Source organism: Hymenobacter sp. M1-2 (genome assembly GCF_057808495.1).
The window spans coordinates 23,061-45,368 of record NZ_JBTYZO010000022.1; the positions used below are offsets into that span (position 1 = coordinate 23,061).

General features: G+C 56.6%; 17 protein-coding genes and 2 pseudogenes. 3 read left to right on the forward strand and 16 right to left on the reverse strand.

Translation table 11 applies throughout. The features are described from left to right. Positions 1-6: 6 nt before the first annotated feature. The 6 genes from rplM to recA form a co-directional block, all read right to left on the reverse strand. Complete coding sequence (gene rplM / locus ACYSMN_RS19380; protein ID WP_488925561.1) at positions 7-459, reverse strand: 50S ribosomal protein L13; 453 nt, start codon at positions 457-459, stop codon at positions 7-9. 183 nt (positions 460-642) lie between these two features. Next, positions 643-1,356, reverse strand: coding sequence for an RluA family pseudouridine synthase (locus ACYSMN_RS19385; protein ID WP_488925562.1), 714 nt, complete (start codon positions 1,354-1,356; stop codon positions 643-645). A gap of 120 nt (positions 1,357-1,476) precedes the next feature. Next, positions 1,477-2,559 carry a sensor histidine kinase gene (locus ACYSMN_RS19390; protein ID WP_488925563.1) on the reverse strand — a complete coding sequence of 361 codons (1,083 nt, stop codon included), beginning with the start codon at positions 2,557-2,559 and terminating at the stop codon, positions 1,477-1,479. 114 nt (positions 2,560-2,673) lie between these two features. Then, the gene (locus ACYSMN_RS19395) at positions 2,674-3,375 is read right to left on the reverse strand and encodes a response regulator transcription factor (RefSeq protein ID WP_488925564.1); all 702 of its coding nucleotides are present in this window, start codon (positions 3,373-3,375) and stop codon (positions 2,674-2,676) included. A 263-nt stretch (positions 3,376-3,638) separates the two neighbouring features. Continuing rightward, the gene (locus ACYSMN_RS19400) at positions 3,639-4,463 is read right to left on the reverse strand and encodes a DUF3108 domain-containing protein (RefSeq protein WP_488925565.1); all 825 of its coding nucleotides are present in this window, start codon (positions 4,461-4,463) and stop codon (positions 3,639-3,641) included. Between the two features lie 170 nt (positions 4,464-4,633). Next, positions 4,634-5,728 (reverse strand): recombinase RecA, encoded by a 1,095-nt coding sequence (gene recA / locus ACYSMN_RS19405; protein WP_488925566.1) that lies wholly within the window; start codon positions 5,726-5,728, stop codon positions 4,634-4,636. Between the two features lie 202 nt (positions 5,729-5,930). On the opposite strand from recA, the gene ACYSMN_RS19410 reads away from it, so the two are divergent. Further along, positions 5,931-7,088: a hypothetical protein gene (locus tag ACYSMN_RS19410; RefSeq protein WP_488925567.1), complete on the forward strand. Its 1,158-nt coding sequence runs from the start codon at positions 5,931-5,933 to the stop codon at positions 7,086-7,088. Between the two features lie 107 nt (positions 7,089-7,195). Here ACYSMN_RS19410 and ACYSMN_RS19415 read toward each other — a convergent pair whose 3' ends face one another. After that, positions 7,196-7,771, reverse strand: a complete 576-nt coding sequence (locus ACYSMN_RS19415) for a GNAT family N-acetyltransferase (protein ID WP_488925568.1) — start codon at positions 7,769-7,771, stop codon at positions 7,196-7,198. A 197-nt stretch (positions 7,772-7,968) separates the two neighbouring features. Between ACYSMN_RS19415 and ACYSMN_RS19420 the strand changes: the two genes are divergently transcribed. Beyond that, positions 7,969-8,862, forward strand: coding sequence for an SDR family NAD(P)-dependent oxidoreductase (locus ACYSMN_RS19420; protein WP_488925569.1), 894 nt, complete (start codon positions 7,969-7,971; stop codon positions 8,860-8,862). A gap of 184 nt (positions 8,863-9,046) precedes the next feature. Here ACYSMN_RS19420 and ACYSMN_RS19425 read toward each other — a convergent pair whose 3' ends face one another. The 9 genes and pseudogenes from ACYSMN_RS19425 to guaB all read right to left on the reverse strand — a co-directional run. After that, positions 9,047-9,484, reverse strand: coding sequence for a hypothetical protein (locus tag ACYSMN_RS19425; RefSeq protein WP_488925570.1), 438 nt, complete (start codon positions 9,482-9,484; stop codon positions 9,047-9,049). 123 nt (positions 9,485-9,607) lie between these two features. Next, on the reverse strand, positions 9,608-10,576 hold the full coding sequence (locus tag ACYSMN_RS19430) for an AAA family ATPase (protein WP_488925571.1): 969 nt from the start codon (positions 10,574-10,576) through the stop codon (positions 9,608-9,610). A gap of 125 nt (positions 10,577-10,701) precedes the next feature. Further along, entirely contained in the window at positions 10,702-12,090 is a 1,389-nt protein-coding gene (locus ACYSMN_RS19435) for a peptidylprolyl isomerase (RefSeq protein WP_488925572.1), read from the reverse strand. 349 nt (positions 12,091-12,439) lie between these two features. Beyond that, complete coding sequence (locus ACYSMN_RS19440) at positions 12,440-14,779, reverse strand: peptidylprolyl isomerase (protein WP_488925573.1); 2,340 nt, start codon at positions 14,777-14,779, stop codon at positions 12,440-12,442. 347 nt (positions 14,780-15,126) lie between these two features. Next, positions 15,127-15,543 carry an ATP-binding protein gene (locus ACYSMN_RS19445; RefSeq protein WP_488925574.1) on the reverse strand — a complete coding sequence of 139 codons (417 nt, stop codon included), beginning with the start codon at positions 15,541-15,543 and terminating at the stop codon, positions 15,127-15,129. 36 nt (positions 15,544-15,579) lie between these two features. Then, entirely contained in the window at positions 15,580-15,909 is a 330-nt protein-coding gene (locus tag ACYSMN_RS19450; protein ID WP_488925575.1) for an STAS domain-containing protein, read from the reverse strand. Positions 15,910-15,923: 14 nt separating this feature from the next. Continuing rightward, positions 15,924-18,023, reverse strand: coding sequence for a PP2C family protein-serine/threonine phosphatase (locus tag ACYSMN_RS19455; RefSeq protein WP_488925576.1), 2,100 nt, complete (start codon positions 18,021-18,023; stop codon positions 15,924-15,926). 388 nt (positions 18,024-18,411) lie between these two features. Then, positions 18,412-18,969: pseudogene (locus ACYSMN_RS19460) on the reverse strand (IMP dehydrogenase); the annotation flags it as partial. 1,029 nt (positions 18,970-19,998) lie between these two features. After that, positions 19,999-21,018: pseudogene (gene guaB, locus ACYSMN_RS19465) on the reverse strand (IMP dehydrogenase); the annotation flags it as partial. A gap of 244 nt (positions 21,019-21,262) precedes the next feature. On the opposite strand from guaB, the gene ACYSMN_RS19470 reads away from it, so the two are divergent. After that, a complete protein-coding gene (locus ACYSMN_RS19470) occupies positions 21,263-22,105 on the forward strand; it encodes an oxidoreductase (RefSeq protein ID WP_488925577.1) in 843 nt (280 codons plus the stop codon). Positions 22,106-22,308: the final 203 nt, after the last annotated feature.

Below are 22,308 nucleotides of genomic sequence, written 5' to 3' on the forward strand. Positions count from 1 at the left end.
GTCGGCTTAGAGGTTTTTGAGTTCAACAGCTTTGGGCTGCTGGGCTTCGTGTGGGTGCTCGGCACCTTTGTACACGTACAGGTTGCGGAATTGCTCGGCACCGAGGCGGTTGCCTTGCAGCATGCCTTTCACGGCGTGCTCAATCACGCGGGTCGAGTCCTTGGCCTTTTTGTCGCGCAGGTTGATGCGCTTCTGGCCGCCGGGGTAGCCCGAGTGCGTTACGTAAATCTTGTCGGTCAGCTTCTTGCCCGTCACGTAGAGCTTGTCGGCGTTGATAACGATAACGTTGTCGCCACAGTCCGAGTTAGGAGTGAACGAAGGCTTGTGCTTGCCACGCAGCATGTTGGCAATCTGGCTAGCCAGACGGCCCAGCGGCGCAACACTGGCATCAACCACGACCCATGCCTTATCGGCGTTGGCTTTGTTGACGGATACCGTCTTGAAGCTCAGATGATCCATTGGGGAGGAGGGTAAGCGTTTGGAAATGAGGAGAAACCGAACACGGTTCGGGAAAAACGGACACAAAGTTACCGTCTTTCGGCTTAATTGCAAGGCCCACTCGAATATTTGTGCCTGTAATAGAAGCGAGTACAAGGAAGTCAGAAGGCAATCAGCTGTCTTCTCAACCCTTCCTAGCAGTGCTTATTGGTACTGCCGCAAGGTCTCCACCAGCACTCGGAAGTCTTTCGGATAAGGTGCTTCCGTGCTGATGCTCGTGCCATCGAGCTTGGCAAACGTGAGGTTAGCAGCGTGCAGCGCGAACCGCTTGATAAAAGGCTGCTCCTCTTCGCCTTCTTTCACATTGAACTTCTTCTTCAACGATGACAAGTAGAAGTCTTCGCCGCCGTACATCGTGTCGCCAATGATGGGTGCTTGTAGATAAGCAAGATGCAAGCGAATCTGGTGCATGCGGCCCGTTATGGGCTGGCACTCCAGCAAGGTGTGCTTGGCAAATACTTCCAGCGTGCGCACCAGCGTTACGGCGGGCTTGCCTTTGAAAGCAAGACGCGCTTTGCCTTTGGTGGTAGTTTCGATGTTGCGCTCCACGCGCAGGCCCTCGTACTCATGTACGCCCCAAGAAGCGGCGTGGTACACCTTCTTGACCTCCCGATTCTCGAATTGCATAGCCAAATGGCGGTAGGCCGTCGGGTTCTTGGCCAATGCCAAGGCGCCACTTGTTTCTTTGTCGAGGCGGTGGCAGGCTTGCACGTCGTCGTATTGCTCGCGGGCCAGGCGCAGGATATTGGGTGCGCCGCCGAACCGCTCGTCGAGCGTCGCTAGAAAGGGTGGTTTGTTGATGACGATGTAGTCTTCGTCCTCGAACAGAATCAGGTCTTTGAAATGGGGTAGCTTCATAAAGAGGCCGCAAAGGTAATAGGTGACAGGTAACACGTAGTAGGTGAAAAGTGAGCAACTCGTCGCTATGACTGCCCGATTACCTTCACCTGCTACTTATCCCTCATCACCCACCATTCGTTACTCTTCACCCGTCACCTTGGATGGCTGCGATAAGTCTTTAGGCTTAGCTAGCTTGAACTCCAGCGTGGTACCTTGGCCCATTTCGCTGCGTACTCGGATAGTGGATTTGTGCGCCTCCACAATGTGCTTGCTGATGGCCAAGCCAAGGCCGGAGCCGCCGGAGTCGCGGGAGCGGCTTTTGTCGATGCGGTAGAAGCGCTCAAAGATGCGGTTGAGATGCTGCTTAGGAATGCCCTCGCCATCGTCGCGGACGCTGATGCGCACGGCTTTGCTGCTTTCGATGAGGCTTACAATGACGTGCCCGTTTTCGCGGCCGTACTTAATGGCGTTATCAATAAGATTGATGAGTACCTGCCGGATGCGGTTGCGGTCAGCCAATACGCGGATGCCGGTTTCGGGCAGGTTGGGCGGAAATAGCTCCAGGCGTACCGCGCGTTGAGCGGCTTTCATTTCCAACTGCTCAAATATTTCCTGCACCAGTTCCACTAGGTCGAAGCCGTGGCGGCGCATGCGCACAACGCCTTTCTCCAGTTGTGAAATGGTAACCAGATCTTGGACTAGAGTATCGAGGGCATCGAGGCTATTGGCCGCTTTGCGCAGAAATTTCTGGCGCGTGAAATCATCGACGTCTTCATCGTCGAGTATGGTATGCAGAAAGCCTTGCGCCGCGAAAATGGGCGTTTTTAGCTCGTGCGACACGTCGGCCAGGAACTCGCGACGGAGGGCTTGTAGGCGTTTCAACTCATCTATTTCCTGCTGCTTGCGCTGCGCCATGTCCAGGATTTCGTCGCGCATGCGCTTGAGCGGCTCCGGCCGAAACAGAAACTTGTTGGACATACGCCGGAACTCCTTGCGCTTAATGTTCTCCAGGCTTTCGTAGATGTTGTTGATTTCCTTGAAAATGAGGGCCTCAAACATCAGATAGATCAGCAGAAAGCAGGCGGCCACCGTAATGCCAGCCACCAGCACGCCTTGTTCTAGCGGCATGGTGGGGCCTACCCAAGCCAGCGTCGTGAGCACGGCCGCTACCAGCAACGACAGTAAAATGGCAATGGTACGGGAGGAGATGTTAAACCGCATAGGTTTGCCAAATTAAAAATTGAGAATTAAAAATTAAGAATTGGCCGTTCAACGTCCTAAATGGAACTGTTGAACGGCCAATTCTTAATTTTTAATTCTCAATTTTTAATTAATTTAGTTATCGGTGTTGAATTTATAACCGACTCCCTTGATCGTTTGAATGTGGTGGTCGCCCACCTTTTCGCGCACTTTGCGCACGTGCACATCCACGGTGCGGGCCAGTACAAATACGTCGTTGCCCCAGATATTCTGGAGCAACTCCTCACGGCCAAATACTTTGTGCGGCGTAGCGGCCAGGAAAGCGAGCAGCTCAAATTCCTTCTTCGGCAGCGTGATTTTGCGGCCTTCTTGGTACACCGAAAAGCCGGTGCGGTCTATTTTGAGGCCATTGATTTCAATGGTATCCTGCACCGACTGTGGGTCTCGGTCGCGGCGTACGAAGGCGGCGAGGCGGCTCAGCAGCGCGCGGGGCTTGATGGGCTTGGCAATAAAATCGTCGGCGCCGGCTTCAAAAGCGGCTACTTCCGAAAACTCCTCGGCGCGGGCCGTCAGGAAGATGATGTACGTGTCTTTGAACTTGGGTTGCTCGCGCAACTGCCGGCAAGTAGCAATGCCATCGAGCTGGGGCATCATCACGTCGAGCAGGATGATGTCGGGCGAAAACTGCGGCGCTACTTCCAAGGCTTTGCGCCCGTCCGAGGCCGAAGCCACCGCGTAGCCCTCTTTGCGCAGGTTGTATTCCAGTAGCTCTACAATGTCGGGGTCGTCATCGACAACGAGAATCTTGTAGGCATTGGGGTTGGCAGGTGCTTGCACGGGTCGAGGCGTTTTGAGTAAAACGAAGTACGCAAACACAAAAGTACCGCCGCCCGCGGCCTTGAGCGTGTTACGTTTTTGTGAACCAGTAAGAAGTACTCGTTAAGAGCTAGAGTTCAGCTTACACTCTACAAGAACTAACGTCCAACTTTGTTGGCTCAAGCAGACCATGGCTCACTGAAGAAGGCGTAATTAAGGCTAAGCAGTATGCATAAGTAGTAAGCAAAAAAAAGCGGCTCCGGAAGGAGCCGCTGCAAGCGAAGTCAGTTCTTGGCTACCAGATTCAGCCGGTTTTTAAGGCCCTGGTATTTATACATATCCACCTTCACGGAACCTACGAACATCTCGGCCTGAATGAGGACCGGAACCTTATTCTGGTCGTCGGAAAGGTATACGGAAATGGAGTTTTCGCCCTTGAAGATCTTGTTGCTCGGCATCTTTGGCACCAGCCGAATGGCCCGGATAGTGCCAGCTTTGGTGTCGACGGTTTCGCGCCCCTTGAAGGTGACATCCAGCGAAAACACTTCGTCGTCGAAAAAGCCTTGTACCCGGATAACTTCTCCCACGCGGCGCTGGTCGTAGTTGAGCGTGCGCAGGTAGTAAAAGCCGCTCACAATATCCTGCACGTTGTCGGGGATTTTGTAGCTGCCGTGCTTCACGTTGTTTTTGTCCCGGCCGTGCTTTTCCACTTCCGCCATGTGCTTGATATGGTCGAAATCGATAGTCTCCTTCTTGCGGTAGTTGTTTTCTTCGATGTTGCGAAAAAACTTCTGCGGCAGAATGCTGGTCGTGTCGATGTAGGAGCGCCACGTATCGCGGATGCGCAGGAAGAAATCGAAGGAGCCGGTGGTACGACCGGTTACGGTGGCTTTATAGCACGGCCGGTCGTTTATGCGGTGTAACCCGTTATCAACCTCGATAGTGGCTTCGGCGGCGTTGATGAGGCCGTAGTGCACTTTGTATTGCAGCACCTCACCCGATTTGAAGCTCTTATTGGGTACCGACCGAATATCATCAGCCTGGCCAAACGCCAGTAGACCCATCACCGGCAAAACGAGAAGAGAAAATAGTAGCCAGCGGCGGTTCATAGTTCGCAAAAGCAGGAAAGTAGTTTCCGGCACTCCAGACAAAAGAGATGCCAGCAAATATACTCTGAATGGACGGTTGGCCGACTATACGAAGCATACAACAAAAAAGCCTTCCCAATATTGCGGGAAGGCTTCTTGTTTTCACTGGTCTTGTTACCAGGCGTCAGCTTCTACAGCGTGTCGTCGTCGTCGAGGGTGCGGTCTTCGGGGATGGCAGCTAGCGCAGCTTCCGGCTCGCCTTTCACCATGGCGCGGATCCTAGCTTCAATTTGGTCGGCCAGCTCGGGGTTGTCTTGCAGGATGGTTTTTACCCCTTCGCGGCCTTGGCCCAAACGGTCGCCGTTGTAGCTAAACCACGAGCCCGACTTAGCGATGATGCCCATGTCGACGCCCAGGTCCAGGATTTCACCCACTTTGGAAATGCCTTCGTTGTAGATGATATCGAACTCGATGACTTTGAACGGCGGTGCCACTTTGTTCTTCACCACCTTCACCTTAGTGCGGTTGCCGGTCACGTTGTCCTTGTCTTCCTTGATCTGGCCGATACGACGGATGTCCAGACGTACGGAAGCGTAGAATTTCAGGGCGTTACCACCAGTGGTAGTTTCGGGCGAGCCGAACATTACCCCGATCTTTTCGCGGAGCTGGTTGATGAAGATACAGCAGCAGCCGGTCTTGTTGATGGTACCCGTCAGCTTCCGCAGCGCCTGCGACATCAGACGAGCGTGCAGACCTACTTTCGAGTCGCCCATGTCGCCTTCCAGTTCGCCTTTCGGCACCAGCGCGGCCACGGAGTCAATTACAATGATGTCGATGGCGCCGCTGGAAATCAGCTGATCGGCAATTTCCAACGCTTGCTCGCCGTTGTCGGGCTGCGCGATGAGCAGGTTCTCAGTGTCGATGCCAAGCTTCTGGGCGTAAGCCGGGTCGAAGGCGTGTTCGGCATCAATGAAAGCCGCCAAGCCGCCCTTTTTCTGGGCTTCGGCAATGGCGTGCATGGTAAGCGTGGTTTTACCCGACGATTCTGGGCCGTAGATTTCAATAACGCGGCCTTTGGGCAGGCCGCCTACGCCCAGCGCAATGTCGAGGCCCAGCGACCCGGTGCTGATGACTTCAACATCCATCACCTTGTTGTCGCTCAGTTTCATGACGGTGCCTTTGCCGTAGGCTTTGTCGAGCTTGTCCAGCGTGAGCTGGAGGGCTTTCATTTTCTCGGCGTTGGCATTAACTGCCTTGTCGGCTTTGTCAGTGGTGGTTGCAGCCATTAGAATGGGGTTATGAAGAATTGCTTAGGTTTGGTGAATGTAGGCGTTTTGGGTGGCCCGCGCAACCCTTAGCGGGTATTGCCAAACCGTGCCGCCAGGGCCTTTCCGTGCCGGCTAGTGGTAACGAAGGCAACCTATATTTTGTGCCCACAATGCTAAAAAATTTCGTTTAATCTGGGATGATTTTTTCATGCTAAAATATTTGGCAATTCGCCGTCTTTCTACCGTCCTGATACTGACGCTCGTAGCGGCTTGGGGCACGGTAAGCACTGCCTGGGCCCAGCTAGACAACCGGGCTTTTTTGCGCCCGCTGCCCTTGGGTCCGCAGTATGAACGGCAACTCCGGCTCGACGTGCAAGCCTTCCTTTTCAATAAGGACAACGAATATTTCAACAAGATTGAAGACGGCCGGACCTTCTTTGGGGCGCACCTGCTGCCACGGCTGGTGTACTTCCCGAGTGCCAACCTGCGGGTGGAAGCTGGCGTGTTTCTCTGGAAAGATTACGGTACTCCCCGCCTCCGCCAAGTGCGGCCGTTGCTAACCATCAAATACCAAAACGGGCCGCACAATATTCTGTTTGGCAACATTGAGGGCAATCTGCACCACGGCTACATTGAGCCACTGTTCGACTTTGAGCGGGTGATGACCAACCGGCTGGAAGAAGGTGTGCAATACCAACTGAAGAACCCCCGCCTGAACCTCGATGCCTGGGTCGATTGGCAGCGGCAACAGTACCGATTCAGCAATTTTCAGGAAGAAGTGGCTGGCGGCCTTTCCGCCGAAGCCACCGTGCGCGGCGACTCCAGCAGTTGGTGGTTGCGGGTGCCGCTGCAATTCACGGCCACGCACCGCGGGGGCCAGATAGACACCATTGAGGCGCCGCTGCAAACCCTGTTCAATGTAGCCAGCGGCCTGCGGGTGCGCAAGCCGCTGGCGTCGCGGTTTTTCCAGGCAGTGCATTTTGATGGCTACGTAACGTACTTCAATGACTATTCCTTCACGCGCCAACTTGCTTTTGGCGATGGCATGGGCCTGTATCTGAACGGTGGGGTAGATACGCGCCTATCGAACGTGCAGGTGGCGTACTGGCGCGGCAATGGCTACATCTCGCCGCTAGGCGGGCGACTCTACCGTTCCATTTCCAATTCCGTTAGCGACCCGCAGTACGTGGAGAAGGACCGCCAGCTTGTGATTCTGCGTTTCCTGCGCGACTACTATTTACCCGGCAACCTCATCCTGACAACGCGCCTGGAGCCGCTGTATGACCTCAACAACGGCCTGTTCGACTTTTCCTTCGCGCTGTACTTCAATTTCAACCAAAGCTTCTTGCTCAAAACCCTGCGCAAAAGCGACAACTAGCTGCTAGACTTGAATCAGTAAGATATGGGAGACGAAACAGACGAGGCGTACTTTGCCCGCTCTGCCCACTTATGGTCTTTTACTTGAAAAGCAGCTGAAGGCCATAATCAGCGCACCAACTGGTAGTGCACAATATCGGCGCCTTCGTTGCTCATAAGCCAAAATCTGCGCCGCCGGGTGGTAAGAGCCCGGAAACCAACTGCTTCGGCCACCGCCATGCTGCGGGGGTTATTGCGGCGGCAGCGCAAGGTGAGGCTCGCGGCCCGCAGATGCTCACCGAAACCGAACTCCACGGCCGCAGCCAGCGCCTCCCGCGCGTAGCCGTGCCCTTCGGCTTCAGCGGCTAGATAGTAGCCAATTTCGATGCTGACCGGCGTACCCCAGGAGGGACGGAGGCTGATGTCGCCGAGGTAAGTGTTGGTGGCAGTTTCCCAAATGCCCAGCACATAGAGCCGGCCGGTGCGCCAGTCCTGCGCGAATTGGGCCAACACCCGGCCAGCATCGGCGGAGGTCTGCACGGCCGCTACGCGCGCCGGAAATGCCGGCTGTAACCTTACTCTGTTCTGGCTGAGTAACGCGAAAAACTCGGCCTCGTCGGTGGGGTGGTAGGGCCGGAGCGTGAGGCGGGCAGTATGCAGAGGGCTAGTGGGTGGCGCGACGGGAGGCAACAAAGCAGCGTACATGATTTAGGGCACTAGTGCACGCATTTACGCACGGACAAGCCGAAAGGACTGAAAATAAGGCAGCCGAATAAGCTCAGCCATAACCCACATCACCTAGCGTCGTTTAGCCCAGCATTGCTGGCCAGGGCGAAGAAATGGGCTATTATAGACTTCTAGTTGCTTTTTTGCCTCGGCTTCACCTCTCATTAGAACTCATCATGAAAAGACGACTCGAAGGCAAAGTAGCTATCGTAACGGGTGGCGGCGCCGGTATTGGCGAAGCCATCAGCAAACGGTTTGCCGCCGAAGGCGCGGCCGTGGTGGTGTGTGGTCTGGAAAGTGACCCGGTGCGCAAAGTGGTAGATGAAATTCAACTGCGCGGCGGCACGGCCATTGGATACCTAGGCGATGTTTCGGTGGAAGAAAAGGCCGAAGAGTGTGTACAACTAGCGGTGGAAGATTTCGGCAAGCTGGACATTCTCATCAACAACGCCGGAGTGTTCCCGGCCACGGCCGAACTGGACAAGTACCCCGTGGAGGCTTTCGAGTACATGATTAAAAACAACATCTACTCAGCTTTCATGATGACGCGCGCCGCGTTGCCTTACCTACAAAAAACGCACGGTAATATCGTATCAGCAGGTTCGGAGGCGGGCTGGATGGGTATCGCCGAGAACACGCCGTACGGCGGCACCAAAGGCTTTATTCACGCCTTCATGAAGGGAGTTTCGACGGAACAGGCTAAGCACGGCGTGCGCGCCAACTGCGTATGTCCCGGCCCCGTCGATACGGCCTGGACGCACAAGGAAACCGGCCCGATGAGCGCTAAAATGGAAAAGCAGACCGTTGAAGGCACGCCCCTTGGTCGCCGCGGCACTCCCGAAGAAATAGCCAACGTCTATTTATTCCTCGCTTCCGACGAAGCCAGCTACGTAACCGGCGCGCTGTATTTCGTTGATGGCGGTGTCACGAATTCGAAAGGACCCCACGGTGCCGAAGTGCCCAGTCATCTTCGCCGCGAGCCAGTCAGCGAACTAAACCTCAAACACGCCAAGGACGGCCACACCAAAATCCGTGAAGACGTGGCCGGAACCATGGTGACCACGGATTAGCACGGATTTTAGCGGATTTCACGGATTTTGTAGACGGTTGAAAAAAGAAAGGCTTGCCAGTTCAGATAACTGGCAAGCCTTTCTTTTTACCCTGTTCCTCGTCTTGGACTTCAGTTTGGGACTTGGCTTTAAGGGCCGTCCACAAAATCCGTGGAATCCGTGCTAATCCGCTAGAATCCGCGGTTCATTTTTGCAGGGCCGTACCGATGCCGGATTTGTGTTGGTCGGGGCTACCGAGGGCTTGCTGGGTGCGCATGACGTTTACCTGGCGGGCGGCTTCGTTGAAGTATTCGAGGCGGCGAATCAGCATTTCTTTGGTCAGAACGCGGCCTTCGGGCGTGCGCATCATGGCGCGTGGGTCGGCGAGGAGCTGGCGCATGATGGCCTCCGTTTCGGCTTTCTGCGATTCAAACTGCGCTTGAAACTCTGCCACGCGGGTTAGGCCTTCGGTGTTAAGCCGGTAGTTGGCGCCACCTTGATTTAGCACCTCGCAAAGCACATACACTTCGAGTGGGAGGGAGGTTTCGAGGGCAGTAGTACGCAGGTTGAGGCCCACCTGAAGGGCGTCGAGAAGAATATTGATGTTGCGCTCGAACTGCTGGTAGTAGCCGGGAACTTCCATGATGGCAGAAGTGAGAAATTAGAGGAGAGACTTAGACCTGAGATGATGAGACCTGAGAAGTGAGATTAGGTTGAGGCGACACTGGGCGTCAGTCCACAAGTCTTATGTCTCACAGTCTCGCTTCTAAAGCAGTTCTTTTACGATTTGCTCGACGGTGATGCCTTCGGCTTCGGCCTTGAAGTTGCGGACCAGGCGGTGGCGCAGGATGGGTAAGGCTACGGCCTTCACGTCTTCGATGTCGGGCGAGTATTTGCCGTTGAGCAAGGCGTTGCACTTGGCGCCCACAATGAGGTGCTGCGAAGCGCGCGGACCGGCGCCCCACTCGAGAAGCTGGGTGGCGCGGGACGTGGCCCGGTCGGTACCGGGGCGGGTTTTGTGCACGAGACTCACGGCGTATTCCACCACGTTATCGGCAACGGGCACGCGGCGCACAAGGTGCTGGAAAGCCTGAATTTCGTCGGCGTGTAGGATTTTGCTGACGGTGGGCTTGGTGTCGGAAGTCGTGTTCTTCACGATTTGCAGCTCCGCCTCGTAGCTTGGGTAGCCCAGCTCGATATTGAACATGAAACGGTCGAGCTGCGCTTCCGGGAGCGGATAGGTTCCTTCCTGCTCGATGGGGTTCTGCGTAGCCAGTACGAAGAAAGGGCGCTCCAATGGGTACCGCTTACCGGCCACCGTCACGGCGTACTCCTGCATCGATTCCAGCAGCGCGGCCTGCGTTTTGGGCGGCGTGCGGTTGATTTCGTCGGCCAGTACGATGTTGGCGAACACCGGGCCCGGCACGAACTGGAAGTCGCGCTGTTGCGTGAGTGTCTCGGAACCTACGATGTCGGAAGGCATCAGGTCCGGGGTGAACTGCACGCGGTTGAATGAAAGGTCCAGCGAGTCGGCAATGGTTTGGATGAGCAGTGTTTTGGCCAAGCCCGGCACGCCTACTAAGAGGCAATGGCCCTGCGAAAACACGGCCGTGAGCACCAGCCGCACCACTTCGTCCTGCCCAATAATGATTTTGCCGATTTCTTGGCGAAGGGCGTGGTAGGAGCGAGCCAGCGCGTCGGCGGCTTCTTTGTCGGAAGAGAATTGTATAGACATCAGTACAGAGACAGGGGAACTGAGAAGCAGATGCACGGCCGCCGCCGCTAAAGCAGCGCGCTCGGCCGTAAAAACCAGAGACACGAAAAGCTAGGCTTCTCATGTCTCTGCATTTCACTTCTCGCTTAATTGGTCAGGTCGAGCAGCTTGCAATCGGCGTACTGCGGGTCGACTTCGATATAGACGCTGCCGCGGTTTTGCTTGAACCACTCGTCCAGCGCTTTGTTTTTCTTCTCTGCCAGCGCTGCTTGCGACAGTTTCTGATAGTCGTCCTTGAAGTTAGCCTGGTGGGGCGCCGTATTCGACTTCAGCCAGATGATGCGCACGGCGTCCTTGCCGTCGTCGGTGCGGTAGGGCATGGGCGGCGTCACGTGGCCCACCTTCATGGTATCGATGGTGAAGAAAATGGCCGGGTCCAGCTTGTCGAGGGGCAAGTAGGTGCTGCCATCTTCGCGGTTCTGGATCAGGCCACCATTGGCCCCACCGGTTTTATCGTCGGAATTGTCTTTAGCAGCTTTAGCAAACGTGATGCTATCGGCTAGAATGCGGCGGCGCAGCTTGGTCAGCTCTTTGGCGGCTTCGTTGGCGTCGGTAGTGCCGGTAGCGGGCTTCAGCAGGATGTGGCGCGTGCTGTACTGCTCACCTTTGCGCTCAATGAGCTGAATCAGGTGAAAGCCAAACTGCGACTCCACCACCGGCGAAAGTTGCCCCGGTTCCAGGCGCAGAGCCGCCGCCTCGTACTCCGGTACCAGCTCTTTGCGCTTGAAGAAGCCCAAATAGCCGCCCTGCGCTCCCGAGCCGGGGTCTTCGGAATACTTTTTAGCTAGCTCCTCAAAGCTTTCGCCGGCTAGAATGCGGGCGCGCAGGTCGTTGAGTTTGGCCTGGGCGGCTTGCTTGGCCGAAGAGTTCACCTTGGCGTACTTGATAATCTGGCCCACTTCCACTTCGGTGGAGTAGTAGGGGAGGCTGTCTTTGGGAATACGGTTGAAGTACTGCCGCACCTCGCGGGGCGTCACCGTGACTTTGCCGGCAATCTGCTCCTGCATTTTCTGTTGCGTGAGCTGCTCTTTTACCTGCGGCCGAAGGTCATCTTTGAGCTGTTTGATGGGCTTGTTGTAGTACTCCTCCAGCTTTTTCTCCGAGCCGATCTGCTGGGCAAAGTAGTTCATGCGGCGGTCCAGCTCGCCCTTCACCTGGGCATCTTCCACCACTACAGAGTCGGTTTCGGCTTTGGCGAGTAGCAGCTTGTTGAGGGCCAGGCTTTGCATAATGCGGCACTTCAGGTCGGGCGGCAGCGGCTTGCCTTCGGCGCGGGCCACTTCCTGGGCGTAGATGTTCTCCAGGTCGGAGCGCAGCACAATCTGGTTGTCGATTTTGGCGATGATGCCATCGACAATCTTGACGCCCACGGGCCGGCCGATGCCAAGCTGCGCGAAACTGGTGGTAATGGTGCAAGCAAGCAGCACGACAGTCAGCAGCGCGGCCCGCTTGGGTAAACGAAGGAAATGAGTCATGGAAGGTTTCAACAGTAACGGCTGGCGCACTCCAAGCGAGCCTGCCAGCTCCAACGACCAGCTAAACGCACAAAGTCGCCCGTAAATTTCGACATAAATCCTTTCTCCGGCAAAAACAACGCCTACCGCACAGGATCAGACTACAGAGCCGTAAAAAGCGGCCAGCGTTGCACGCCTAAACCGCAAAACAGTAAGTAGCGCGCAGCTTCCGCTTCGCGTTGCGTTGAACGATGGTCGTTGCTTCGGCGCGGCAGTCAGCAACGATACGCGAAGCTGGAGCTTCGCGCTACTGCGCTACTGGCACAAAAAAGCCCCGGCGGATGCCGAGGCTTTTTGTGGGCTTGGGAGTCTATTTGGTGATGAGTTTATCCACCTCGGCTTGGTTGATCTGCACTGGATACTTGGCGCGAAGCTGGGCAATCCACTCTTTTTCCAGGTAGTTCTGGTAATCGGAAGTGGCTTGGCCGCGAGCTTCGTTCAGGGTTTTAGGGCCGGCTGGCAGCACTTTGTCAATCATGACGGTGTAGTAGCGGCCATCCTTCTGCACGTCGTAGGAGCCGGGTCCTTTTGCTAGCAGCTCGTCTACAACTTTGTTGTCGCCCTGGGCAAAAGCTTTCTGCGTGATTTGCACCGACAGCGGATTTTGCGCGTTCAGCTGCTCTTCCAGCGCCGTGGTGCTGGTGCTAGTAACGGTCTGAAGGGTGGCAATTTCCGTGGCCGGCTTTGTTTGGGCTACTTGCTTGATGCGGCGGGCCGGTACTCCTTTGCTGGTGAGGTAGGTAGCAACGGCGGCGGCGCGGCGCTTAGCCATGCCGGCCGGCTCACCTTTCTTGGCGCGACCAGTGAGGGTTACGCTCAGCGCAGTATCGGCTTGCAGCACGCTGGCTAGCCGGTCGAGGTTGGTTTTGGCACCTTTCAGCAACTTATCGGTGCCGGGCGTGAAGCCAGCGGGCTGCGGCGCGAGGCGTGACACCTCGTAGCGGCCTACTTTCAGCTGCTGCTTGGCTTTAGCCAGTAGTTCCGGCGATGCGGCGCTGATAACGGTGCCCTGCACGCGGGTGTCCCACTGGTATTTGCTCTGGTTTTCGGTGAAGAATTTCTGCAGGCCCACGGTGTCTTCGATGGCCTTGCTCCACACCTTCTCGTCCATGAGCTGGAACAGCAGAATACCGTCGCGGTACTCCTTCACCAGCATGCGGTAGTCCTCATACTTGGTTTCGAGGTTGTCCTTCTCGAAATTGGTCAGGCTCTGCTCCACGAATTGATCGTAGAGCTGCTGGGCCACGAAACGCGGCTCGGCGCCGGGACGGGGACGCTGGTTCTGCACCGCGTACGTCAGGAAGTCGGAAACGGCGTAGGGCTTGCCTTTGATGGTGAACAACGGCTGGGCATCACCTTCGGCTTTTTTAGCGCTTTTGACGGGAGCGGCTTTGCCGGCGGCTGGTTTGCCAGAGGCGGGCGCGGCCGGAGCAGTGTACTTGAAGCGGCCACTCACCACTGCCGTATCAATTTTCGAGAAAGCGTAGTCCTTGCCAGCCTGGATTTCGGTGAACTGGTTTTCCTGGCGAATCCGCTTCAGGAAGGCCGCTTTGTTGAGCTCGGAACGGGAGTCTTTAGCCACTTTGCTTTTCAGCGTGGGCTCCATGGCCTCAAACGTGGGTACCGGCTGCTTCTCAATCAGCTTGATGATGTGCCAGCCGTAGGGCGTCTGCACGGGCTTCGACAACTCGCCCGGCTTGCTCATCTTGAAGGCTACTTCCTCGAAGCTCGGAATCATGCGGCCCGTGCCGAAGGGCGGCAACTCGCCGCCGTTAGCCGCCGAGCCAGCGTCTTCCGAGAACTGCGCCACTAGCTTGTCCCAGGGCTCTTTGCGCTGAGTGAGGCGGGTGTACAGCTCATCGATTTTCTTCTTCGCCGTTACGGAATCGGCTTTGGGCATGCCGGGCGTGGAGCGAATCATGAGGTGAGCCACCTTGATTTCACCTTGGGCGGGCCGGATGTCATTCACCTTGATGAGGTGGTAACCGAAGCGCGTGCGCACCGGCTGCGACACTTGGCCTACCGGCGTTTTGAAGGCTGCCGACTCAAACGGATATACCATTTGCATGGCCGTGAAGTACCCCAGGCGGCCGCCATTTTCGCGGGCCGAAGGGTCTTCGCTTACCTCGCGGGCTACTTGCTCGAAGTTTTCGCCGCCACCTACGCGCTGGCGCAGAGCCGTGATTTTCTGGAAAGCCGCCAGCGTATCCTTGGGCGTCGCGTCAGGAGCGAGGCGCAGCAGGATGTGCGAGGCGTTGATTTCCTTGCCCATCCGTTCGTAGGCTTCGCGCACCAACTGGTCGGTTACGCTTTTCTCCGTGAGGTAGGGCTGGGCCAGTTGCTGCTTGTAGCCGTCTAGTTCCCGCTTGAAGGCCTGGGTGGTGTCGAGGCCGCGTTGTTCGGCTTCCAGCACCTTCAGCTTGAAGTTGGTGTACAAATCCAGGTACTCCGTGACGCTAGGTTTGGTGCCGAACTCGGGCGCCGAGCTGTTGTTCTTGCGGTACACGTAGGCAAACTCCCCAGCAGGCACCGACGTGGTACCCAGCGTTTCGACAACGGGTTGTTTGGCGGAAGTGGTGGGTTTAGTAGACTGGCACGCGGCCAGTAGCGCAACGGCGGCGGTGCCGGCGTACAAAATGCTTTTGTGCATACAAGAGATAAGAAACTGCAATGCGTGACCGTCGCTGCCGGCCGGGCCGGGCATAGCGTAGTGACTGACGCAATTTTACGGATTTTTTTTTGGGATGAGGAGGATAGATCCGAACGGTAAGTGGTGAGACATGAGATAATAGGACCTGAGAAGTGAGGCAGGTGAGGTGCTGTAAAGTCAGGCAGATAATAAACAGGAAGGACCATTACCTATTGCCAAGTGCTTAACAGCCAAAGCAGGTCACTAACACCAAGACACATAATGCAAGAGCCTCCTTTGCAACCTTAGCAGAGGAGGCTCTTGCGTGTAGTGAGATGCACTGGTTGGAGCGGAAATCAACACAAAACTCAGATAGTGAGCCGCTTGTACAGCCGGCACACGTTTCGGTTGCTTTGCGTGGTAAACTCCACCCGATCCATAATCCGGTTAACCAGCGTCATGCCCACGCCGCCTTTCTTGCCCTGCCGGATAAACTCCTGTAAATCGGGTTCCTGGTAGCTGGCCGGCCGATACGCCGCGGTGGCATAGTCGAAGATTTCGATGGTAAAGGTATGATCGTCGACATGCAGAGCAAGGTCGAGGTATTGCGACTCATCCTCCGCGTTGGCGTGAATAATGAGGTTGGCAACCACCTCATCCACGGCCAGCACAATCTGGTTGAGCTGTAGCGGCGGCAGATGGTAGGCCATCAGGTAATCCGTCACGAAGTCGCGGACAACCTTGAGGTTGTTACGGCTGCAACTGATCCTGAGTGCGTTTTTCATCCTGCGGGCCTACCAAGTATCGGCGAGTGGTAACTATTAAAAAGCAGTGGCTTCAGCTTCCGATGGCACGATGGTCATCAAGGCGTCAAGACCGAGAATCTCGAATACGTTGTGCACTTTGTCCTGCATGTTGAAGAATACCAGCTTCACGCCAGCATCCTTGAACTGCTGCAGGTGCGAAATGAAAACGCCCAACCCAGCTGAGGAAATATAATTCAGCTGTTTGCAGTTGATGAGCACTTTCTGAAACTGTAGCGTTTCTGGCTTGGCCAGTTCTGAGTCCAGCAAAACGGAAGAACTGGCGTCCAGTTCCCCATCAAGGCTCAGGGTGAGAGTATCTGCGGAGGCGTGTTGCGTTATTTTCATAAGTCCAGCGTACGTCAGTTCATAGGACCAGGTTGGGAGGCCTTAAACTTCACTACCAGCAGCGTTTGGTCGTCGTGCATGGGCTGGCCGGTGCTGAACTGGGCCAGGTCGGCCAGGATTTGCTCTTTGATGTCGTTGGCATCGAGGGAGAAGGTCTTTTCCAGCATTTCTTGCAGCCGCTGCTCACCGTATTCTTCTTGGGCCGCGTTGCGCGCTTCCACAATCCCGTCGGTGTAAATCACCATCACGTCGCCGGGGTTGTAGTCGTAGAACTGGTTTTTGATGTGCTTCTCGTAGCCTTCGTTGCGAATAATGCCCAGTCCCAAGCCAGCGGTTTGGAAGTAAGACACTTCTTCCTTGATGGAGTGATAATAGAGCGTGTGGCAGTGCCCAGCCCGTGCAAACACAAAGCCGCCGTTCTCATAGTCTATTATATAGAGCGAAGCCGTGATGAAGGCTGACTTCTCCAAGCAGCGGGCCAGGGCATTGTTGGCCTGGGTCATAAACTTACTCGGCACCGGAAATTTATCGCGCTCCGACTTCGCCAGCGGGTTTTCCTGCATCAATGCGTGGAAGATGCCCTTCATCTGGGCCACGTGGAAAGCTGCCGTTACGCCCTTGCCGCTCACGTCGCCAATGAGGATGGCCAGCCGCCGGCCCGGCAAGTGCAGGAAGTCGTAGAAGTCGCCGCCTACTTCCTTGGCCGAGGCGGCGTAGGAACTGATAGCAAACCAGCTGTCGATAGGCAGGTCTTTGGGAATGAGGCTGTCCTGAACGGCGGAGGCAATTTTCAGCTCTTCCTGCACGCGCTGGTTTTCCAGCGACACGTTCATCAGCGTTAGGTTCTCGATGCTGAGCACCGTTTGGCTGGCGAAGGTTTGCAGGATGCTCAGGTTTTCGCGGTCGAAGCCTTGCCGGGCCTGCTTGAGCATGTACAGCGCCCCGTAACGGCGCTTGGCCGAGCGTAGCGGCATCACGATGAGCGAGCCGTAAGGCAGGTTCAGGTCGCGGAAGCCGGTGCTGCTGAACAGGTCGTTGTTGAGGTATTCGATGTGGTGCAGGTTGTATTCCTGTAAGAGCTGGTGAATGGCGGCCGTTTGCTCCGGCGAGATACGGTAGCTCTGCACTTCGCGGGTCCCGGTTTCCTCTTCGAGCATAATCCAAGCGGCTTCCGCATCCACGGTTTGCACCGCCGAGTCGAAGAGCATGGCATACACTTCCTCCTCGTTCTGCCCGCGCTGAATGAGCTGCGTAAGGCGCTGTAGACTCAAGATTTCCTCGCGCTTCTGCTCGAATACGCCGGCGGTGGGCAGATTGAACAGCGTCACCATCAGCCCCATAAAAGCATAAAAGGCCGCGAAAAACACCGTGAGCAGCAAAAACGCGTGCTGCGGCGCCGGCGCCACTAATTTGGGGTCGTGCTCGATGCGCAGAAAGTACGACACAAACACGCCCATCGACACCAGAATGGCCAGCTGTAACAGCACAGCTTCCCACTTTTGGCGGCGACTGAGGTAAGCCACCCACTGCTGGTTGCCGCTCAAGTAAACCCCAAAGGCTCCCAAACTACCCAGCACAACGTAGTCGACGGGGTGGGGCGGAACCCAGTCGAGGAGGCGGAATAGGAGCGTGCCACCCAACAAAATCTCAAACCACACCCACTCCCGCTGAATGCGCGGCGAGGCCCGAAACAGCACCAGGCTGCGCCAGGAGTAGTTGGTATTGGCCAGAAAAATGACGAACAGCCCCAGATTGACCGTGTAAATCAGGGCAAAGAGCGTGCGGTCGGTGGTGGGTATCTGCTGGTTCAGCAGCCGCTCCAGCAAGTGAAATCCAACGCAGGCAGTGGCCAGCATACCCGGCCCAAGCACCAGGCGGCGCAGTAGTCCCACGAAATCGTGGCCCCGTAGCGGTTCTACCCGTTCGCGCTGATAAATAAACACCCCCGCGGCAAATGCTGCCTGGGCTGTCAGCGTCACCCACATGGGCCAGGGGCCGCCCAGCCAGGTGGCAGCACTGCCTTGGGTGCTGCTGAGCGTACTCAACAGCAGCACCACCCAGCTGACAATGCTGAGCAGGTAAATAATGGATTTTATTGGTAGGCGTGCGGGCATAGAGGCGGACTAGTGTCCCCCACATTCCGCAAGTTTAGGATGAGCGTGGGGGCAAACGGACCGCTAAGATAACAGGGTTGATTCTTTGATGTGCTGATGTGCTGATGGGTTGATTGCTAATGATTTGGTGGGATGGAAGTTAGTTTTTGACTATCGATATTAGGATAGGCAAGGCGGCCCCGACCTGGGAGCTGGTGTAAAGGCAGCCAAGCTGGCTGTGAAATGATACCGTGGCAGCCTTGGCAACGCAACCTACCAGCAGCCCAACGGCATCAGCTCCCAACGAAACAGAGAGTGGCTTCTCGACCTGTAGCAACCCAAACACGCTTCACTACTCATCTCAATACATCAGCACATGAGCACATCAAAAAATCAGCACATCAAAGAATCATTTCGTGCTGTAGTTGGGCGCTTCCTGCGTAATTTGTACGTCGTGGGGGTGCGACTCGCGGAGGCCGGCGCCGGTGATGCGTACGAAGCGGGCTTGTTGGAGCACATCAATAGTAGGAGCGCCGCAGTAGCCCATACCGGCTCGTAAGCCACCGGCTAGCTGGAATAAGACTTCCGACGCCAGACCCCGGTAAGCTACGCGGCCCACGATGCCTTCGGGCACCAGCTTCTTCACGTCGTCTTCGGCATCCTGGAAGTAACGGTCTTTGGAGCCGTCTTCCATGGCTTCCACGGAACCCATGCCGCGGTAGCTCTTGAACTTGCGGCCCTCGAAGAGCGTGACTTCGCCGGGAGCTTCTTCGGTGCCAGCCAGCAGCGAGCCTATCATAATAGTAGAAGCACCCGCTGCCAGGGCTTTCACGATGTCGCCGGAGAACTTGATGCCGCCGTCGGCAATCAGCGGGACGCCGGTGCCTTCGAGGCCACGGGCGGCTTCCAGCACCGCCGACAACTGCGGTACGCCAATGCCAGCAATGATGCGGGTGGTACAGATGGAGTTATGCACGATGGCGTTGTCGGCGATAAAGCTGTGCGTAGGGCAATCTACTTCAATATCATAGACCGGCACCGCCGTGTGCAGCTGGCGCTGGCCCAGCACTTTCACCACGTTGTAATCTGTGGTTTGGCGCTTGGCGTGGGTACGGTTGAGGCGGGCGCGGTAGCTGACCCGGCAGTTTTCGTCGCGGGTACCTTGCAAGCCGCCCATGCTACCCGCTTCAGCGTGCAGATTAGGAAAGCTGCCTTCCAGCAGAAAAGTGAGGAGGGCAAACAGCTCCACCAGGGGTTTGGCCGTGTTGTGAAAACACAAGCGGCCATCGGCGGCCGTGTGGCCGTCACTGTCGAGCAAGCCGTCGCGGAGTCCGCGGAGGTAGTCGGGGTTTGCGCAGAGATAGTCGGTGGGCAAATGCTTTTCTTCGCGCTTGCCAAAGCGGGCCAGCAGGCGCGCCCAAGGCAGCGAGTAAAGCTGCACGTTGATCAGGTTGCCTTTGAAACTGACCACCTCACTGCCCGCAAAGCCTACTACCTGGGTCAGACAGCGTTGCAGCTTTTGGACTATAGCAGTCTCGTGCGTGCCAAAGTACCAAGACACGTGACCGATTTCGCTCCGGCCATTGGTATTCAAGAAGGCATGACCATCGCCGAGGAAAGTACCGAACACGTAACCCGTTTCGTAGCTGTCGGTGATGAGGGGCTGGTAGCGGGCCAGCCTAGCGGGCCGCACGGCATAGCTGGCTAGCTCCTTGGTGAAGTGCTGTGGCCACTCAAAGGCTATGCAACGCGGCAGCAGAAAGGTATCGTGAGCAGCTTCCGCTACTTCTTTCCAACGCAGCTTGCTTTCCCCAAAACGGGTCGGCTTTTCCAGCACGCGGGCGTAGCCCTTGGAGGCTACGGCTTCGGCGTTCACGGTGCTTAGGTCGCCTACCCAGAACTGGTGGTCGGGCGTTACGATGGTTTCTTCCAGGCTATGCACGTGGCGCACGGCCATCACCGGGCGTACACCAGTGCACCACGCCTTCAGCACCGTTACGGGTTGGCCTAGCATGTTAATAACCCGGTCGCCCGCCTGGATCAACTCAATATTCTGGTAGGTGCCGTTGGCCATCAGCACCCGGGTGCCCGCCGCGAAGCAGCCCGGGCCCACGCCCACCTTCACGGCGTCGGCCCCGGCGTCGGCGAGGGCGCGGGCTCCTTCGGCGGTGGCCACGTTGCCGGCAATGATTTCGAGCTTGGGATAATGCTGCTTGAGGTTACGCACGGCGTCGAGCACGCCTTTGCTGTGGCCGTGGGCGGTGTCTACGCTCACTACATCAACGCCGGCTTCCACGAGAGCGGCTACACGATCCAGCAAGTCGGGCGTTACGCCCACGGCAGCACCTACGCGGAGGCGGCCGAATTCGTCTTTGCACGCATTGGGGGCGCGGCGGCGTTTGCGAATGTCTTTATAGGTGATGAGGCCCACAAGGCGCCCCTCCGCATCCACGACTGGCAGTTTCTCCACTTTCGAATCCTGCAGAATGTCTTCGGCGGCGGCTAGCTCGGTGCCCGCCTGGGCCGTAACGAGGGGCGAGGGCGTCATAACGGCCGATACGGGGCGAGTCATGTCCTTCTCGAAGCGCAGGTCGCGGTTGGTGAGGATGCCCTTGAGGCGGCGCTGCTCGTCCACGATGGGAATACCGCCGATGTTGTTGGTGCGCATCAGCTTCTTGGCATCGGCCAGGGTGGCGGTTTCTTCGAGCGTAAACGGGTCGAGAATCATGCCGCTCTCGGAGCGTTTCACGCGGCGCACCAGCTCGGCCTGCGCCCGGATGCTCATGTTCTTGTGGATGATGCCGATACCGCCCTCCTGAGACATGGCAATGGCCATTTCGGCTTCAGTCACGGTATCCATAGCCGCCGAAACGAAAGGGAGCTTGAGCCGGATGTTGCGGGTGAGCTGGGCGCTGGGGTCGGTGTCGCGGGGCAGTACCTCGGAATAGCCGGGCAGCAGCAGGACGTCGTCGTAGGTGAGCGCCTCAAAGGCAATTTTGGCAGCGTAGTCGGCCATGGCAACAAGAAGGTTAGGTGATTCTTATTGCCGGACAAAGCTACGGCGGAAAGTTGGGTTCTGTGTTATGAGTGCGTTGTTAAATAGTGGAGGTGACTGGTAAACCGCAACGCGAAGGAGGCCAATCAAGAGAGCTGGGTTAGTTGGCAATTAAGGTTCGTTAAAACCTCCAAGGGGCCTTTATAGTTGGAACAAGCTGCCGCTGCTCGATTTGGCTAGCGAAAAAATCATCTAACAATCACTCATGGCAACCACTTCCAAAAACTGGTTTATTACCGGCGTGAGCACGGGCTTCGGCGCGGCGCTGGCCGACTTACTGCTCGAAAAAGGCGACAAAGTAGCTGCTACTTTCCGCAAACCTGAGCAGGCAGAAGAATTCACAAAGAGAGCTGGTGCCAACGGCCGCGGCTTCGTGGTAGAAGTAACCGATGAGGCGCAGGTGAAGCAAGGTATTGCCGACGCTATTCAGCACTTTGGCCACTTGGATGTGGTGGTGAACAACGCTGGCTACGGCTCCTTGGGCAGCATCGAAGAAGTTGATGCTGTTGAGGTGCAGCGTCAGTTCGACGTGAATGTGTTTGGGCCGCTGCATGTGCTGCGGGCCGTGCTGCCTCATTTGCGCGAGCGGCGCAGTGGCCACATTCTCAACATCACCAGCATTGGCGGGCTCAAAACCTTTCCCGGCGTGGGCATCTACAACGCCAGCAAGTTTGCGCTAGAGGCTATTGGCGAGAGCCTGGCGCAGCAAGTCGGTCCGCTTGGCATTAAAGTAACCAACATCGAGCCCAGCGGCTTCCGCACCGACTGGGCGGGCCGCTCCTTGGCCGTGGCCCAGACCCAGATCGAGGACTACAAAGCCACCGTAGGCCAGAACCTCAACGGCATTCAGGGCTACAGCGGCCGCCAGCCCGGCGACCCGGTGCGGGCGGCGCAAGCCATGTATGATGTAGTGCGCCAGGAGAATCCGCCGCTACACTTGCCCCTCGGCAAAGCCGCGGTGAAAGGAGCCCGTGACAAGTTTACGGAACTGCTGAAGGAACTGGAAGGTGTAGCCGAGATAGGCAACGCAGCCGACTTCCCCGAGTAATGCGTCAACTCCAGCGGCTTTTACCCTGGACTAGATAAGTAAGAAAACGACCTCTACAAATCAAGGCCAGCGACTTACGGGTTGCTGGCCTTTCGCTTTTTAATGTAATGGTCCCTAAGCACCCACCCATAAAATAAGGCTCAGCTAACCAGCACACAGCCTAATTTCTCACCTCCCAGTTCCGAGCTTTCATTATTGGGTGA